The 13,613-nt window shown below is 63.7% G+C and carries 15 protein-coding genes; 3 read left to right on the forward strand and 12 right to left on the reverse strand.

Annotated elements, in window-relative coordinates; translation table 11 throughout:
• Positions 1–51: 51 nt before the first annotated feature.
• The 5 genes from ccsB to ACFUCV_RS12290 form a co-directional block, all read right to left on the reverse strand.
• Entirely contained in the window at positions 52–1,137 is a 1,086-nt protein-coding gene (gene ccsB, locus ACFUCV_RS12270) for a c-type cytochrome biogenesis protein CcsB (RefSeq protein ID WP_380816068.1), read from the reverse strand.
• Positions 1,137–2,852, reverse strand: coding sequence for a cytochrome c biogenesis protein ResB (locus tag ACFUCV_RS12275; protein ID WP_380816070.1), 1,716 nt, complete (start codon positions 2,850–2,852; stop codon positions 1,137–1,139). Before ACFUCV_RS12275 ends, ccsB begins: the two co-directional genes overlap by 1 nt.
• Entirely contained in the window at positions 2,852–3,607 is a 756-nt protein-coding gene (locus ACFUCV_RS12280; protein ID WP_380816072.1) for a cytochrome c biogenesis CcdA family protein, read from the reverse strand. Before ACFUCV_RS12280 ends, ACFUCV_RS12275 begins: the two co-directional genes overlap by 1 nt.
• Positions 3,608–3,622: 15 nt before the next feature.
• The gene (locus ACFUCV_RS12285; RefSeq protein WP_380816074.1) at positions 3,623–4,210 is read right to left on the reverse strand and encodes a TlpA family protein disulfide reductase; all 588 of its coding nucleotides are present in this window, start codon (positions 4,208–4,210) and stop codon (positions 3,623–3,625) included.
• 118 nt (positions 4,211–4,328) lie between these two features.
• Positions 4,329–4,994 carry a histidine phosphatase family protein gene (locus ACFUCV_RS12290; protein ID WP_380816077.1) on the reverse strand — a complete coding sequence of 222 codons (666 nt, stop codon included), beginning with the start codon at positions 4,992–4,994 and terminating at the stop codon, positions 4,329–4,331.
• 165 nt (positions 4,995–5,159) lie between these two features.
• On the opposite strand from ACFUCV_RS12290, the gene ACFUCV_RS12295 reads away from it, so the two are divergent.
• Positions 5,160–5,717 (forward strand): YceI family protein, encoded by a 558-nt coding sequence (locus ACFUCV_RS12295; RefSeq protein WP_380816078.1) that lies wholly within the window; start codon positions 5,160–5,162, stop codon positions 5,715–5,717.
• 268 nt (positions 5,718–5,985) lie between these two features.
• Positions 5,986–6,669 carry a hypothetical protein gene (locus tag ACFUCV_RS12300; RefSeq protein WP_380816080.1) on the forward strand — a complete coding sequence of 228 codons (684 nt, stop codon included), beginning with the start codon at positions 5,986–5,988 and terminating at the stop codon, positions 6,667–6,669.
• Between the two features lie 46 nt (positions 6,670–6,715).
• On the opposite strand, the gene ACFUCV_RS12305 is transcribed toward ACFUCV_RS12300, so the two are convergent.
• Positions 6,716–7,411, reverse strand: coding sequence for a redox-sensing transcriptional repressor Rex (locus ACFUCV_RS12305; RefSeq protein ID WP_380816082.1), 696 nt, complete (start codon positions 7,409–7,411; stop codon positions 6,716–6,718).
• A gap of 130 nt (positions 7,412–7,541) precedes the next feature.
• A complete protein-coding gene (locus ACFUCV_RS12310; protein WP_380816086.1) occupies positions 7,542–7,832 on the reverse strand; it encodes a glutaredoxin family protein in 291 nt (96 codons plus the stop codon).
• A gap of 92 nt (positions 7,833–7,924) precedes the next feature.
• Between ACFUCV_RS12310 and ACFUCV_RS12315 the strand changes: the two genes are divergently transcribed.
• On the forward strand, positions 7,925–8,737 hold the full coding sequence (locus tag ACFUCV_RS12315; RefSeq protein ID WP_380816090.1) for an HAD family hydrolase: 813 nt from the start codon (positions 7,925–7,927) through the stop codon (positions 8,735–8,737).
• Positions 8,738–8,820: 83 nt separating this feature from the next.
• Here the strand turns inward: ACFUCV_RS12315 and ACFUCV_RS12320 are convergent, their stop codons facing one another.
• The 5 genes from ACFUCV_RS12320 to ACFUCV_RS12340 form a co-directional block, all read right to left on the reverse strand.
• Complete coding sequence (locus ACFUCV_RS12320) at positions 8,821–8,919, reverse strand: 30S ribosomal protein bS22 (RefSeq protein ID WP_074712200.1); 99 nt, start codon at positions 8,917–8,919, stop codon at positions 8,821–8,823.
• Positions 8,920–9,133: 214 nt separating this feature from the next.
• On the reverse strand, positions 9,134–10,273 hold the full coding sequence (locus tag ACFUCV_RS12325) for a 3-deoxy-7-phosphoheptulonate synthase (protein ID WP_380816094.1): 1,140 nt from the start codon (positions 10,271–10,273) through the stop codon (positions 9,134–9,136).
• A 200-nt stretch (positions 10,274–10,473) separates the two neighbouring features.
• Positions 10,474–11,484, reverse strand: a complete 1,011-nt coding sequence (locus ACFUCV_RS12330; protein ID WP_380816096.1) for an acetylxylan esterase — start codon at positions 11,482–11,484, stop codon at positions 10,474–10,476.
• Positions 11,485–11,660: 176 nt separating this feature from the next.
• The gene (locus ACFUCV_RS12335) at positions 11,661–12,599 is read right to left on the reverse strand and encodes a carbohydrate ABC transporter permease (RefSeq protein ID WP_380816098.1); all 939 of its coding nucleotides are present in this window, start codon (positions 12,597–12,599) and stop codon (positions 11,661–11,663) included.
• Positions 12,592–13,536: a carbohydrate ABC transporter permease gene (locus tag ACFUCV_RS12340; protein ID WP_380816100.1), complete on the reverse strand. Its 945-nt coding sequence runs from the start codon at positions 13,534–13,536 to the stop codon at positions 12,592–12,594. The genes ACFUCV_RS12335 and ACFUCV_RS12340 overlap by 8 nt, the downstream gene beginning before the upstream one ends.
• Between the last annotated feature and the right edge of the window lie 77 nt (positions 13,537–13,613).

Genomic DNA, 13,613 nt, shown 5'->3' on the forward strand with positions numbered 1-13,613 from the left:
GTCGTACCCAACAAGTACGACGCCGGCACGCGCCTTTTGTGTGTGGCCCGCCTAGACCCCGGCGTAGGAGTGCAGGCCGGAGAAGTACATGTTCACAATGGTGAAGTTGAAGATGACGCAAAGGTAGCCCACAATCGACAGCCAGGCCGCGCGGGTTCCGGTCCAGCCCTTGGTGGCGCGGGCGTGCAGGTAGCCGGCGTAGACCACCCAGATCACAAACGACCACACTTCCTTGGTGTCCCATCCCCAGAAGCGGCCCCAGGCCTTTTCAGCCCAGATGGCACCGAACATCACCGTCAGGGTCCAGCCCACAAAGGCGATCCCATTGATCCGGTAGGCCAGGTTTTCCAGGCTCAGGGCGTTGGGCACCAGACGCATCACCGGCGCCTTGTCCTTTTTTCCGGCGGCAAGGGCCGCCTCGCGGCGGGACTGGATCAGCTGCAGCACCGACATGGCAAAGGTGATGGTGAACAGCGCCGAGGACAGCACCGCAATGGAGACGTGAATGACTATCCAGTAGCTTTGCAGGGCCGGGACCAGATGGCCCACGGGTGTCCAGAAGGACACCGACGCCGCCACAATCATCAACAGCACCAGGCTCACCACAAAGGTTCCCAAAAAGCGCAGATCCCGGCGGCTGAGGACCAGCAGGAACACCAGGGCCACTGTGAAGGAGCCGGTGGTGCAGAATTCGTACATATTGCCCCACGGCACGCGCCCTGCCGCCAAGCCACGGAACAACACGGCCAGGCCCTGGACCACCACTGCCACCACCGTCAGCGCCACGGCCACCCGGGCCACGGTGCGCTTTTTCCCGCCGTAGCGCATGGTGTCGCCGGCCGTCACGCCGTCGGAACCGCCATGGGTCTTGCTGCTGGGGCGTGCTGCCCGCCCCTGGGGACCTGCCCCCAGGCCCTGCGCAGCGGAGGAGGCCGCACCGGCGGATGCACCCACCAGGGCGGTGTCCGAACGTGCGAAGGCTGCCGCGGTGTCAGCGTCGGCCATGCCCTTTTTGACTGTTTGGCTGAACGTCACCAGGTCCCAGACATAGGCGCCCAAGGCCACGGCGTAGGCCAGCCCGGCAACGAGCATGAGCTGCTCACTGAGCAGGGCAAAGCCTTCATTGATCTCTGACATTACTGGTCCTTACTTGCTGACGTCCGTACGGAGCCGTCGGTGGTTGGTGATTGTTCTCCATTTTGCCCCGTTGCCGGTGTTGCCACCAGCCACTTGGCCTGCAAAGCCTTGTTAATGGCGTTGTACTCGCCGGCGAGGCGGTGGTCCTCACCGCGGGCCAGCAGGCCAAACTCCACCATGGTGCGTCCGTCGGGGTGGTTGCCCGTGCGGACCCAGACCCGGCGCCTGTTCAGGAACAACGAGGCGATGAGACCGGCAATGGCCAGGATTGTGAACACCAGCACGTACACCTGGCCCGGGTCGTGGCGGATGTCCAGGGCGGCAAAGCGCTTGATGCCGTCAAAGCTGATGGTTCCATTGCCCTCCGGCAACGTGTAGCTTTGCCCCGGGGCCAGGGTAATGCCGCCGCTGTCAAGGTTCCGGGAGTTGATTTCAGTCATTCCCGAGGTGTCGAGCGTGAAGACATTGCGGGGCACCCCGCTGTCAAGGCCAAGGTCCCCCGTGTAGGCGTTCAGGTTCAGCTGCGGGTTGAAGGGGTCCGGGTCGGATCCGAACGCCACGCCCTGTTCGTCAACGAGTGCCGTGGGCAAAAAGAAGCCCACAAAGCCCAGCTGATTGGGCTTGGCGTCGGGGACCTTGATCACCATGAGCGAGGTGTAGGCGCCGTCGGTGGGAATGGTGATGACCGGGCCCTGGAAGGCAACATTGCCCTCCCCGTCCTTGATGGTCACGATGGGCGCGTAGCCGTTGCCCACCAGGTACAGATTGGTGCCACCCACCGACACGGGTTCATTGACCTTCAGCGTCCGCGTCTGCGCTTCGGCGCCGGAGCCCTCCTTCAAGGACAGGGTGGCGTTGAAGTCCAGGGGCTGGCCGTAGTGGGCAGTGGTGGACCTGTCATATTTGACCACCAGCCGGTCCAGCTGCGCCGAGTACGGGCTCAACCTGTCCTCGGCAAAACTGGCGCCGGGGGTGAAGGTGTCGTAGCCGGAGAGGGTGTTGACGAACGTTTCACCCTCGACCAGCACGCGCTGCCCGCTGTAGCCAAACAATCCGCTGATGGCCACGGCACCCAGAATGCCAATCATGGCGGTGTGGAACACCAGATTGCCCACTTCCTTCAGGAAGCCGATTTCCGCCCCCACGGACGGGCGTTCGCCGTCCAGGTCTCGGATGTCCACGCGGTACCGGCGGGATTTGAGGATGGCCGCGGCGTCCTTGACCGCCGCATGCGCGTCAATGCCGCTGCCGGCGGGAATCTCCACCGTGCCGTATTCGGCAAGCTGGGACAGGCGCCGGGGCGTGCGCGGCGGCGCCGAGCGCATGGCTTTCCAGTGGATCTTGGCCCGGGGCAGCACGCACCCCACCAGGGAGGTGAACAGCAGCAGGTAAATGGCCGCGAACCACGGTGAGGAGTAGACGTCAAAGAGCTTGAACCAGTCCATGATGGGCCCCGAGGTGGGGTTGTCCTTCAAGTACTGCGTCACTTCCGACGGCGCCGAAGGCCGCTGCGGGAACAAGGAACCGGGCACTGCCGCCACCGCCAGCAGCAGCAGCAGCAACAGCGCCGTGCGCATGCTGGTGAGCTGCCGCCAAGCCCAACGAAGCATGCCGGTGAAGCCCAGCTGCGGCAGGGTGACGCTGCTGCCGGAGGTACCTCCGGCAGCAGCTGGGGGAGCTTGCTTTGTGGCTTCTTCCACCGCTGTCTCTTTCATTAGATGGGCAATCTCACTTCATTGGCGAACCACGACTGCAACTCGTTGATCCAGCTCCCCCACAGGCCCGAGACCATGAGCAGGCCCAACACGATCAACATGCCGCCGCCAAAGTACTGCAGTCCGCGCCGATGCCTGCGGAAGAACGCCAGGGCGCCGAGCCCCTTGCGGGCGCCGAGGGCAATGAACAAAAAGGGCAGACCCAGCCCCAGGCAGTACACAAAGGTCAAAAATGCGCCCCTGTAGGCATTGGCGCCGCCGGAAAACGCCAGCAGCTGCACGGCGCTGAAAGTGGGGCCAATGCAGGGCGCCCAGCCCAGTCCAAAGGTTACGCCCAGAATGGGCGCACCCCACAGTCCCGCCGGTGGTTTCGCATGGATTTTTGCCTCGCCCTGGAACCAGCCCCGGCCGCCCAGGAACACAAAGCCCATCACCATCACCACCAGACCCAGCAGCTGCGTCACCCAGGCGGCGTCCGGGCCCATGAGCCAGGCACCGAGTTGGCCAAAAACGGCACCCATCAAGACGAACACCACGGAAAAGCCCAGCACAAAGAGGGCAATGCCGGCGAACATCCGGCCACGGCGCTGATCCTGCAAATCCGCACCACTGAGTCCGCTGACATAACCCAAATAGCCAGGGACCAGGGGCAGGACGCAGGGGGACAAAAAGGAGACCAGCCCGGCCAGGAGGGCCACGGGCATCGCCAGCAGCATGGAGCCGCTGAGCACAGTCTCAGCAAAGGGATTGTTCATGGCCCGGAGATGCCCTCAGGCTTCCGCGAGCGCGCTGGTGAGCAGGGCCTTCAGCGTGCCCTTTTCCGCGACGCCCAAAACCCTGGCCGACACCCGTCCCTGCTTGTCCAGCACCAAGGTGGTGGGGACGGCCGACGGCGGCACGAACTTGGTCATGGCCAGCAGCACGCCGCCGTCCTTGTCCACAATGCTGGGGTAGTCCAGGCCAAAGTTGCGTTCAAACGCCTCCGCGGTGGCCTTCTCATCGCGGACGTTCACGCCCAAGAATTGTGCGCCCTGTGGCGCGAATTCCATGTGGAGGGCTTGCAGATCGGGGGCCTCCAGGCGGCATGGGGCGCAGGCGGCGTACCAAAAGTTCAACACCGTCACCTGGCCGGCAAAGTCCGCCGAATCCACCGTTTCCCCAGTGAACAAGGTGGCCTTGAACTCCACCGGAGCCATCCTGTCGGCGGCGCCGAACTCGGTGACGGAGCCGTCGCCGGCAATGTAGTTTTTGTTGTCTCCCGCATTGGCCTGTTGGGCCAGCGGGTCATCGCTGGTGCAGGCAGCCAGGGCAAAGGCCATGACGGCGCCACCGGCGGCAAAAAACGATCTGCGGCTCATCGAGGAATTCAAGGCCAGTCTTTCATTTCTCATATCTTGAAGCCATCGCGCAGGCGCAGACATGGCATTATGTTCTACGCTACGTCGAATAGCTGATTGTCAGCTGTGTGCGCGGGCCTCATGCGCCGGGGGTGGTGGCCGCGCCGGGGAGCAGCGCCGCGGCCGGTTCACTGTAGTTGACCCCCACAATGTCATCGCCTTCAAAGCTCAGAGAGGTGAGCGAGGCCAGCGTGCATTCCCTGTTGCGGGGATCGTGCCACAGGCGCCTGCCCTCGGCGCTGCGCCGCGTGGACCAGATGGGCAGCTGGTGGCTGACCATGACGGCCTGCGCGCCGTCCCCGCCCAATTCATACGCACGACGCCGGGCATCCCGCGCCGCCTCGAGCATGCGTTGAGCCTGGGCTGCGTACGGCTCCCCCCAGGAGGGCCGCAAAGGATTGGTGAAGTGGCGCCAGTGCCGTGGCCTGCGCAGTTCCGCGCGGTTGACCTTCATCCCCTCAAAGTGGTTTTCCGCCTCAATGATGCGCGGGTCGGTGACGATTTCCAGCCCCAGCGCGGTGGCCAGGGGCTGGGCTGTTTCCTGGGCCCGGGTGAGCGGGGAGGCCACCAAATAAACGGGGGCGCCGCCGCCGTTGTTTTGAATTTCCCGGAAGTGCTCGGCCACCATCACCGCCATGGCCTGGCCGCGTTCGGAAAGGTGGAATTCAGGGAGCCGGCCATAGAGCACGCCATCGGGGTTAAAAACCTCGCCGTGGCGCAGGAGGTGAACAGTTACAGGGGACATGGGAACCAGTTTCTCAAAGTTGCACAGCAAGGGGTTAATCCAGGGATTCAAAAGTTTTTCAGCCAGCAGGGAATATTAGATGCAAACGCATGCTTATGCCCTGTGAAGGATCACCACCACGGAGATCCTGCCATCGTGTAGGAAAACAATTCAAGGAGCATTCCCATGTCAGCAATCACCATTGAATCAACCGGACTCGCCCAGGGCACCTGGAACCTCGACGCCTCACACAGCACGGTGGGCTTCGTCGTCCGCCACGCGGGCATCTCCAAGGTCCGCGGCCAGTTCACCGACATTGCCGGCGAACTCACCCTCGGCGCGACCCTGTCCGACTCCTCCGTCACCGCCACCATCCAGGCAGCCAGCTTCAACTCCGGCGACGCAGGCCGCGACGGCCACGTCAAGGGTGCCGACTTCCTGGACGTCGAGACGTTCCCCACCCTGACCTTTTCCTCCACTGGCATCTCCGGTGACAGCGAAGACTTCGAACTCACCGGTGAGCTCACCATCCACGGCGTCACCCAGACCGTGACCTTCAAGGGCGAATTCAACGGCGTGGCCGTTGACCCCTTCGGCGCCACCCGCGCCGGCTTCGAAGCCAAGACAGTCATCAGCCGCAAGGAATTCGGCCTGACCTGGAACGCAGCGCTGGAGGCCGGCGGCGTGCTGGTCTCGGACAAGGTCACCATCACCTTGGACGTGGCCTTCGTCAAGGCAGCCTAGTCAGCACCCGCCGCGGCCCGCTGGCCTAAAACGCCGCCGGGGTAAGCAAAATGCCGGTCCGCACCTGTGTGCGGGCCGGCATTTTTTGTGCATTCCCGCCGGCTCCCGGCACGCCAGGGCACCTCTTCACCCGGCACGGCAGCGGGCGCGCGGGAGGTCGCGTAGGGTTTAAGGAAAGCCGCAGGCGCCAGGCAGCGCATTGCCTGCGTCCCAGGCGGTGCAGCCCGTCTGCCGTGCAAGGTCCAACAGGAGTGAGGGAGCAGCAGTCATGACCACCCCCGGTGAAGAATCACCAGAGCGTCCCGCCATTGACTCCAGTTACGGTGAAATTGCTCCCGGCGTCCCGCGGTACGGTCAATACGCCCCGGCAGGCTGGGAGCCGCCGCAGGAAATCCAGGACGCGCAAAAGGCGGCCCTGGCGGGGCGGAACATTGCTCCTGCCCCCTCCTACCCCGGCTTTGGCGGCGGCCAGCCCGGCACGTCAACCATGCCCGCAGCCATTCCAGGCAAGGTCCTCACCGGCGCCCGGCTGATCATGCTTGCCGGCGTCATCCAGGCAATGTCGGTGATTGCGCTGCTCGCAGTGCTGTTCGTGCCCACGTTGAAGGCCTCCGTGATCGAGGTGCTGCAAAGCAGCATGGCCGCCACCCCCGCCATGGCCGACGCCTACGCGGACCCGGCACTGGTCAATGCCGCACTCGTGGTGGCCTTTGTCATCAGCCTGGCCATGGCCGTGGTTTACTTTTGGCTGGCCCGGGCCATCCGCCGCGGAGCAGGCTGGGCACGCACCACCGCGCTGGTGCTGGGCATCTTGTCCATCACCTTTTTGGTGCAGCCCAACCCCCTGGCCATTGCGCAGATCCTGTTGGGGCTGGTGGGGGTTTTCCTGCTCTACCGCTCCCCCGCCAAGGAGTTCTTTGCCGCAGAAAAGTCCCGCCGCGGCGGGCGCTGATGCCGTGACACTGCCCTGAACCAGACCCAACGCCCCGCCGCAGCAGTCAGGCGCCGGGGCGTTCCTGTTCCAGGACCGTTTCCTGCATCCGCTGGGCATGATAGGCAAGGATCTGCAGTTCCGTGGCCATGTCCACCTTGCGCAGGTTCACATGCTCCGGGGTGCTCAGGGCCACGGGAGCGAAGCTGAGGATGCTGTGGACCCCGGCCGCCACCACCCGGTCGCAGATGGACTGTGCCACGGCTGCGGGCAGGGCCAAAACCACCATATTGGCCCGCGTGGACTTGAGCACCGACTCCAAATTGGCCACATCGCTGACGCGCAGCCAGCCAATTTCGGTGCCCACCACCATTTGGTCGGCGTCCAGCAGCGCAGCGACGTGGAAACCGCGGGATTCAAATCCTGCGTAGCGGGCCAGGGCACGGCCCAGGTTGCCGGCCCCCACAATGGCAACCCGCCATTCCTGGGTCAATCCCAGGGCCTGGACAATGCGCCGGCTCAGGGTTGCCACGTCATAGCCCACCCCGCGGGTGCCGTAGGAGCCCAAGTGGGACAGGTCCTTGCGGACGTTGGCGGAGCCGACGCCGGCTGATTCGGCCAGCGCTTCGGAGGACACGCTCACCGCGCCCTCAGCGAGCAGGGCATTCAAGGTGCGCAGGTACAGGGTCAAGCGTGAGACCGTTGCAGGCGGCAGCTCGGGGCCGGGCTGGGCCTTGCCCTCCTGCGATGTCTGCAGTGCCATTAAATCACTCTCCACCTTCTCAGGCCACGGCCGCTCGCAATGACTTCACGAGGGCGTCAACACGCCCGCCAGGGTCTGCCTCAACTCTAAGTCGTGGGCGGTTCAGTGCCAAAAGCAAGACGCGCCACGACTAGTGCCCGCCGCCCAGGGACGTCAAAATGGCGCGCAGACGCTCCGGATCAATGTGCCAAAAGTCCCGGGGCACGCCGTCCACCAGCACCACGGGGATTTCCTCCCCATAGCGGGCCCCCAGCTGCGCATCCTGGGCAATGTCCACTTCATCCCACGCCAGCCCCAGCTCGCCACTGACCTGGGCCACCACGGTCCGGGCGTTCTCGCAGAGGTGGCAGCCGGCTTTGGTCAGCAACTGCACCGTGGGAGAAGTTGCCGGCGGGACGGGCTGGGAAGGCAAAGGATCCATGCCTGCAACGGTACGCCAACGAAAGTTTCCCCACAGTCCCCCCGCCGCAGCCGGTGGCGGGCACAGGGGCATGCATTGACTAGACTCGTTGCATGCCCGACGCGATCCTTGACAGAGCCGAGACCTCCTCGACTACTGTGCAGCACCTTGGCGAGGCGGCTTTCTTCGACGTGGACAACACCATGATGGAGGGCGCAAGCCTGTTCCATGTGGCCCGCAAAATGTACCAAAAGCGTGCCTTTACGCTCCACGACGCAGCGGGTTTTGCCTGGAAACAAGCCAAGTTCATCCTGCGCGGCGAGAACATGAGTGATGTCCATTCCATTCAGGATTCCGCCCAAAAACTGGCCGCCGGCATCAGCGCCGAGTTCATTCGCGAAATTGGCGGCGAGGTCTACGACGAGATGATCGCCTCCAAAATCTGGCCCGGAACCAAGGCCCTGGCCGATGAACACCTAAGCACCGGGCGTCAGGTGTGGCTGGTGACTGCCACTCCCGTTGAGGTCGCCGGGGTGATGGCCGAGCGCCTGAACCTCACCGGTGCGCTGGGGACTGTGGCCGAAATTGAGGACGGACACTACACCGGGCGCCTCGTGGGGGAAATTCTGCACGGTGCCGCAAAGGGCCGCGCCGTGAAGGAACTGGCCCTGGCGCAGGGACTGGATTTAAAGCGCTGCTGGGCCTACAGCGACTCCTTTAATGACATCCCCCTGCTCATGGCGGTGGGCCACCCGGTGGCCATCAACCCCGACGGGCAGCTGCGCCGGCACGCCAGGGACAACAACTGGCCCATCTACGACTTCCGTTCAGGCCGGCGGGCCGCCACCTGGGGTTTGCGGGCCGCCACGGGTGCCGGCGTCGTCTATGGTTTGTGGCGCGGCGTATCCATGATGCGCAGGCGCTGACTGCGGCGGCTCCCCACCGGCCGCAACAAAAACACCCGCCCACCCGGCAAAGGGTGAACGGGTGCTTTACGCAATAAGAAGTTCTACTTCTTATTGCGACGCTGGTGGCGTGTCTTGCGAAGCTGCTTGCGGTGCTTCTTCTTGGACATCCTCTTGCGGCGCTTCTTGACTACTGAACCCATGAAAGTTCCTCACAAACTGCATAGAACAGCCTCGAAGAGGCCGTAAACGATTAGGTCGACCGATCGCAGGAATCGGTCAAAGCCGAAAATGGATCTTTCCTAGGGTACCGCCTTTACCCTGTATGCACCGAACCGGGCCGTCCCTGGCCTTCTGTGCCCTGCACCACGCCCGTCCCGCGACGGGGCGCGGGGTTCACCACCGTTTTCGCCGGAACTAGCTGGCGGCGGTGCGGCGCGTGCGGGACGCCTGCGCCAATTTGCCCAGCACCTCCACGGTGATGCCCCAGTCCATGCAGGCATCCGTCACGCTTTGGCCGTACACCAGATTGGCGGTGCCGGCAGCGACCTCCTGAACGTTCAGGCCCTGCGCCCCACCCACCAGGAAGCTCTCCAGCATGACCCCGGCAATGGTGTGGGCCGAGGTGTCAGCGGACTCCAGCTGCGCGGCAATGTCCAGCGCCACTTCGGCCTGGCGGTGATGGCTTTTGCCGGAGTTGGCATGGCTGGCGTCCACAATGAGTCGCGGGTTGACGCCAGCCGCAGCGGCAAGGCCTGCCGCCTGCGCCACGTCCCCGGCCCGGTAGTTGGGCCCCTTGCGTCCCCCACGCAGGATCACGTGCGCGTCCCTGTTCCCGGCCGTGCTGACCAGTGCCGCCCGGCCGTCGGCGTCGATCCCGAGGAAGGACTGCGCCGCGCCGGCGGCATTGCAGGCGTCAAGTGCCACCTGCAGATCACCATCGGTGCCGTTCTTGAATCCCACCGGCATGGACAAGCCCGAGCTTAATTGACGGTGGATCTGACTTTCGGTGGTTCTGGCGCCAATGGCACCCCAGGAGATGAGGTCGGCGGTGTACTGCGGGCTGATGGGCTCCAGGAACTCCGTGGCAGTGGGCAGCCCCAGGGCGGCCACGTCACGCAGGAAGGTCCGGGCCAGGTGCAGCCCTGCCCCCACATCGTGGCTGCCGTCCAGGGCCGGATCGTTGATCAGGCCCTTCCAGCCAACGGTGGTGCGCGGCTTTTCAAAGTAGGCGCGCATCACAATGAGCAGATCCTCCTCATGCGCCGCAGCCACTGCAGCCAGGCGGCGGGCGTAGTCCAGGCCGGCGCGGGTGTCATGAATGGAGCAGGGCCCCACCACCACCAGGAGCCTGTCGTCCACACCATCCAAAATGGCCCGGACCTCCTCCCGTCCCCGTTCGACGACGCCTGCCAGCTGCGCGTCCAAGGGCAGCTGCGCCAGCAGTTGCGCCGGTGAGGGCAGCGAGGTGAACTGGCTGATGCGTAAATTGGCGGTATTGGCTGGATTGGCTGGATTGGCTGGATTGGCTGCGGGGCTGGCTGCGGTGATGCTCATGGGGCGGGGTCCTTAGCTGGGCTGATGGCGGACCCCCTTCTCAGAAGCCCGCCGGAAATGGCGAAGGACAGAGAAAAATTTCTCTGTCCTGTGGGCTCTGAAGGAAAATTGGATGCGTGTCAGTGAGACGCGGGCCCCTCCAGAGCCAACGAAAAATACGCATACCAACGGTTTGTCATGCCCACACCATAGGCAGATAATCAGCCAGCCAGCAAATTGGCCAGGTAATGCAGCTGTTCCACCCGGTGGTGCTCCTGCCCGCCCTCATGGTTGTTGAAAGGGTAAAACTCGATGTTTTTAGCCGGGTTCCGTCCCGATTTGGACCCGTAGGCGTTGTAGGAGGCGTAGACGGTGGACGGCGGGCAAATGTCGTCCCTGCCGGCGGCCGAATAAAGCGCCGGGGCCGTGCAGCGGCTGGCAAGGTGCACGCCGTCGTAATAATTGAGCACTTCGAGCACCTGCCCATGCCGGTGGCGGTGGCGTTGCAGGAAGTTCGCGATTTCCGGGTACGGCCCCCTGACGGCCAGGTCAATGGCGCGGGGAAAATCCTGCAGGAAGGGAACGTCGCTCAGGGTGGCGATGACGCCGTCGAGCCGACCGGCAGCCAATCCGGAGGCGGCAATGGCCAAACCTCCGCCCTGGCTGATGCCCGCCAAAATGACCTTGCCGGCATCCACCCCGGGATGCTGTTGCGCGGCCTCAATGGCGCGGAAGGCGTCGACGTAGACGCGGCGGTAGTAGTAGCTTTCCCGGCTGGCAATGCCGCGGGTCATCAGACCGGGATGGGCCACATCGCCGGCGGACAGGTGCGGATCCGGGGTCTCCCCCAGGATCCCGCCGTAGCCCTGGCCGCGGGTGTCCATGATGAAGTGTGCGTAGCCGGCCTGCGCCCAGGCGGTGTCCTGCTGAATGAGGCCGCGGCCCCCGGAATAGCCCACGTACTGCACCACCACGGGCAGCTTTGCGCCGGGCGTGCGGTTGGCGGGAAGATGCAGCCACGCCTTGATGCGGTCCCCGCCGTAACCGGAAAAAGCCACGTCAAAGCTGTCAATGACCGTGAGCAGGTTCTCTGCCGGCACATAGCTGGGGGCCAGGTCAAAGGTGCGGGCCTGGGCCAGGGTGTCATCCCAGTAGCTGTCAAAGTCCGCAGGCTCCGTGAGGGTCGAGGAGTACCCTTGCAGTTCCTCAAGGGGCAAATCAAACTGGGGCATGAGGCGGATTCCATTCCGGTGGGGCCCGGCTTCGACGCGGGCAAACATTTTCCTCCGGACATCCTATGTGCTGGAGGTGGCTCCGGGGTGAGGCCACAGGGCAGGGGCGCAGCGCAAGGTCCCCGTGCCGGCGTCGTGCATGGCCGGTGGCGCGGGGACCCTGGGTGCGGTGGGCGTTACTTGATGCCGGTGGTGGCAATGCCCTTGATCAGGAACCGCTGGCCAAAGAGGAAGACCATGAACACCGGCAGCAGGGACACAATGGACATGGCGAACAAGGAGCCCCAACTGGTGCCGGCCTGGGAATCCACAAAGGCCCGCAAGGCCACAGGAACTGTGAACATGTCCGGATCCGTGAGGTAGATCAGGGCGCCGAAGAAGTCGTTCCACGTCCAAATGAAGGTAAAGATCGTGGTGGTTGCCAGGGCCGGGACCATCAGCGGCAGCATGACCTGCAGGAAGATGCGGGGGTGGCCGGCGCCGTCAATGCGGGCCGCCTCGTCCAGGTCCTTGGGAATGCCGCGGATGAACTGCACCATCAGGAACACAAAGAACGCGTCCGTGGCCAGCAGTTTGGGCACAATCAACGGCCAGAAGGTGTTGACCCAGCCAATTTGCGAGAACAGCACGTACTGGGGAACTATCACCACGTGGAACGGCAGCATGATGGTGATCAACATGATGCCGAACAGGATCTTGCTGGCGGTGAACTTCAGCCGCGCAAAGGCATAGGCGGCCATGGAACAGGAAATCAAGTTGCCCAGGATGGACCCGATCACCACGATCGCGGAGTTGAGCATGTAGTGGCCAAAGGGATGCGTCAGCGCTGACCAGCCATTGGCATAGTTGCTCATGTCCAGGGTGCTCAACCACAGCCCGGGGTCCTTGAAGATGAGTTCATTGGGCCGCACCGAGGAAACCACCATCCACAACAGCGGATAAATCATCACGGCACCGCACACGATCAAAATCAAGTGCTTGGTCAGGGCACGGCTGCGGGCCCTGGCGCTAAAGGACAACGTTCCCCGGGAGGCGCGCACCTTGGCGTTTTTGCGCCGGCCGGGGGGCGGCGTCGGGATGGCCGGAATTTCAGATACCGTTTGCAGATTAGTCATCGTAGAACACCCAATACTTAGACGCGACGAAGTTGATGGCGGTAAAGACGCCGATGATCACCAGCAGCACCCAGGCCATGGCGGAGGCGTAACCCATGTCAAACTGTCCGAACCCCTTTTGGTAGAGGTAGAGCGTGAAGAACATGGTTGAATCGGACGGACCGCCGCTGCCGCCGGAGACGATGAAGGCCTGCGTAAAGGACTGGAAGGCGCCAATGATCTGCAGGACCAGGTTGAAGAAGATGATGGGGCTCAAGAGCGGGATGGTGATGTTGAGGAATTTTTGCCACGCCGTGGCGCCGTCAACCTCCGCCGCCTCGTAATACATGGCGGGGATCTGGCGCAGCCCTGCCAGGAAGATGATCATGGGGGCGCCAAAGGTCCACACATGGAGCAAAATGATGGATCCCAAGGCTGTATTTGGGTCTGAAATCCAGCCGGGCCCCTGGATGCCCACCATGGCCAGAAGCTGGTTGACCAGCCCCGTGGTGCCGAAAATCTGCTTCCAGAGGATAGCAATGGCCACTGATCCACCCAGCAGGGACGGCAGGTAAAACACCGAACGGTAAAAGGGCAGGCCCCGGATTCCCTTGTCCAGCACCAGCGCAATCAACAGCGCCACCGCCAACTGGATGGGCACGCCCACCAGGACATAGGTGAAGGTGACACCGAGGGAATTGTGCAGGCGGGTGTCTTGGAGCATCCGGGCAAAGTTGTCCAGGCCCGTGAAGTTGGGCGCCTGCAGCAGGTTGTAGTCAGTGAACGACAAATACAGCGAGGCCACCATGGGGCCGACGGTGATGAACAGCAGGCCAATGAGCCACGGCAGCAGGAAGATGTATGCGGCTTTGTTGTCGCGCCTGTCATCCTTCTTCTCGGCTGCGGATTTGGGGACCGTGCGGCGCTTCATCCTGGAAAGTTCGCCCAGCGCGCTCATCGCTGAACCTCCACTGGCGCTGTCGCGGGGTCGATCATGCGTGCGGTGCAGGCACCATCATGGTGGTGGTAAACCAG

The organism is Specibacter sp. NPDC057265, assembly GCF_042668835.1.
Taxonomy (GTDB): domain Bacteria; phylum Actinomycetota; class Actinomycetes; order Actinomycetales; family Micrococcaceae; genus Specibacter.

Excerpts from the sequence above, each read along its gene's own strand:
- ACFUCV_RS12310 (WP_380816086.1), bottom strand. The coding sequence starts at position 7,832 with ATGGATCCTTTGCCTTCCCAGCCCGTCCCGCCGGCAACTTCTCCCACG.
- ACFUCV_RS12335 (WP_380816098.1), bottom strand. The coding sequence starts at position 12,599 with ATGACTAATCTGCAAACGGTATCTGAAATTCCGGCCATCCCGACGCCG.
- ACFUCV_RS12330 (WP_380816096.1), bottom strand. The coding sequence starts at position 11,484 with ATGCCCCAGTTTGATTTGCCCCTTGAGGAACTGCAAGGGTACTCCTCG.
- ACFUCV_RS12325 (WP_380816094.1), bottom strand. The coding sequence starts at position 10,273 with ATGAGCATCACCGCAGCCAGCCCCGCAGCCAATCCAGCCAATCCAGCC.
- ACFUCV_RS12290 (WP_380816077.1), bottom strand. The coding sequence starts at position 4,994 with ATGTCCCCTGTAACTGTTCACCTCCTGCGCCACGGCGAGGTTTTTAAC.
- ccsB (WP_380816068.1), bottom strand. The coding sequence starts at position 1,137 with ATGTCAGAGATCAATGAAGGCTTTGCCCTGCTCAGTGAGCAGCTCATG.
- ACFUCV_RS12280 (WP_380816072.1), bottom strand. The coding sequence starts at position 3,607 with ATGAACAATCCCTTTGCTGAGACTGTGCTCAGCGGCTCCATGCTGCTG.
- ACFUCV_RS12315 (WP_380816090.1), top strand. The coding sequence starts at position 7,925 with ATGCCCGACGCGATCCTTGACAGAGCCGAGACCTCCTCGACTACTGTG.
- ACFUCV_RS12320 (WP_074712200.1), bottom strand. The coding sequence starts at position 8,919 with ATGGGTTCAGTAGTCAAGAAGCGCCGCAAGAGGATGTCCAAGAAGAAG.
- ACFUCV_RS12295 (WP_380816078.1), top strand. The coding sequence starts at position 5,160 with ATGTCAGCAATCACCATTGAATCAACCGGACTCGCCCAGGGCACCTGG.
- ACFUCV_RS12275 (WP_380816070.1), bottom strand. The coding sequence starts at position 2,852 with ATGAAAGAGACAGCGGTGGAAGAAGCCACAAAGCAAGCTCCCCCAGCT.
- ACFUCV_RS12340 (WP_380816100.1), bottom strand. The coding sequence starts at position 13,536 with ATGAGCGCGCTGGGCGAACTTTCCAGGATGAAGCGCCGCACGGTCCCC.
- ACFUCV_RS12285 (WP_380816074.1), bottom strand. The coding sequence starts at position 4,210 with ATGAGCCGCAGATCGTTTTTTGCCGCCGGTGGCGCCGTCATGGCCTTT.
- ACFUCV_RS12300 (WP_380816080.1), top strand. The coding sequence starts at position 5,986 with ATGACCACCCCCGGTGAAGAATCACCAGAGCGTCCCGCCATTGACTCC.
- ACFUCV_RS12305 (WP_380816082.1), bottom strand. The coding sequence starts at position 7,411 with ATGGCACTGCAGACATCGCAGGAGGGCAAGGCCCAGCCCGGCCCCGAG.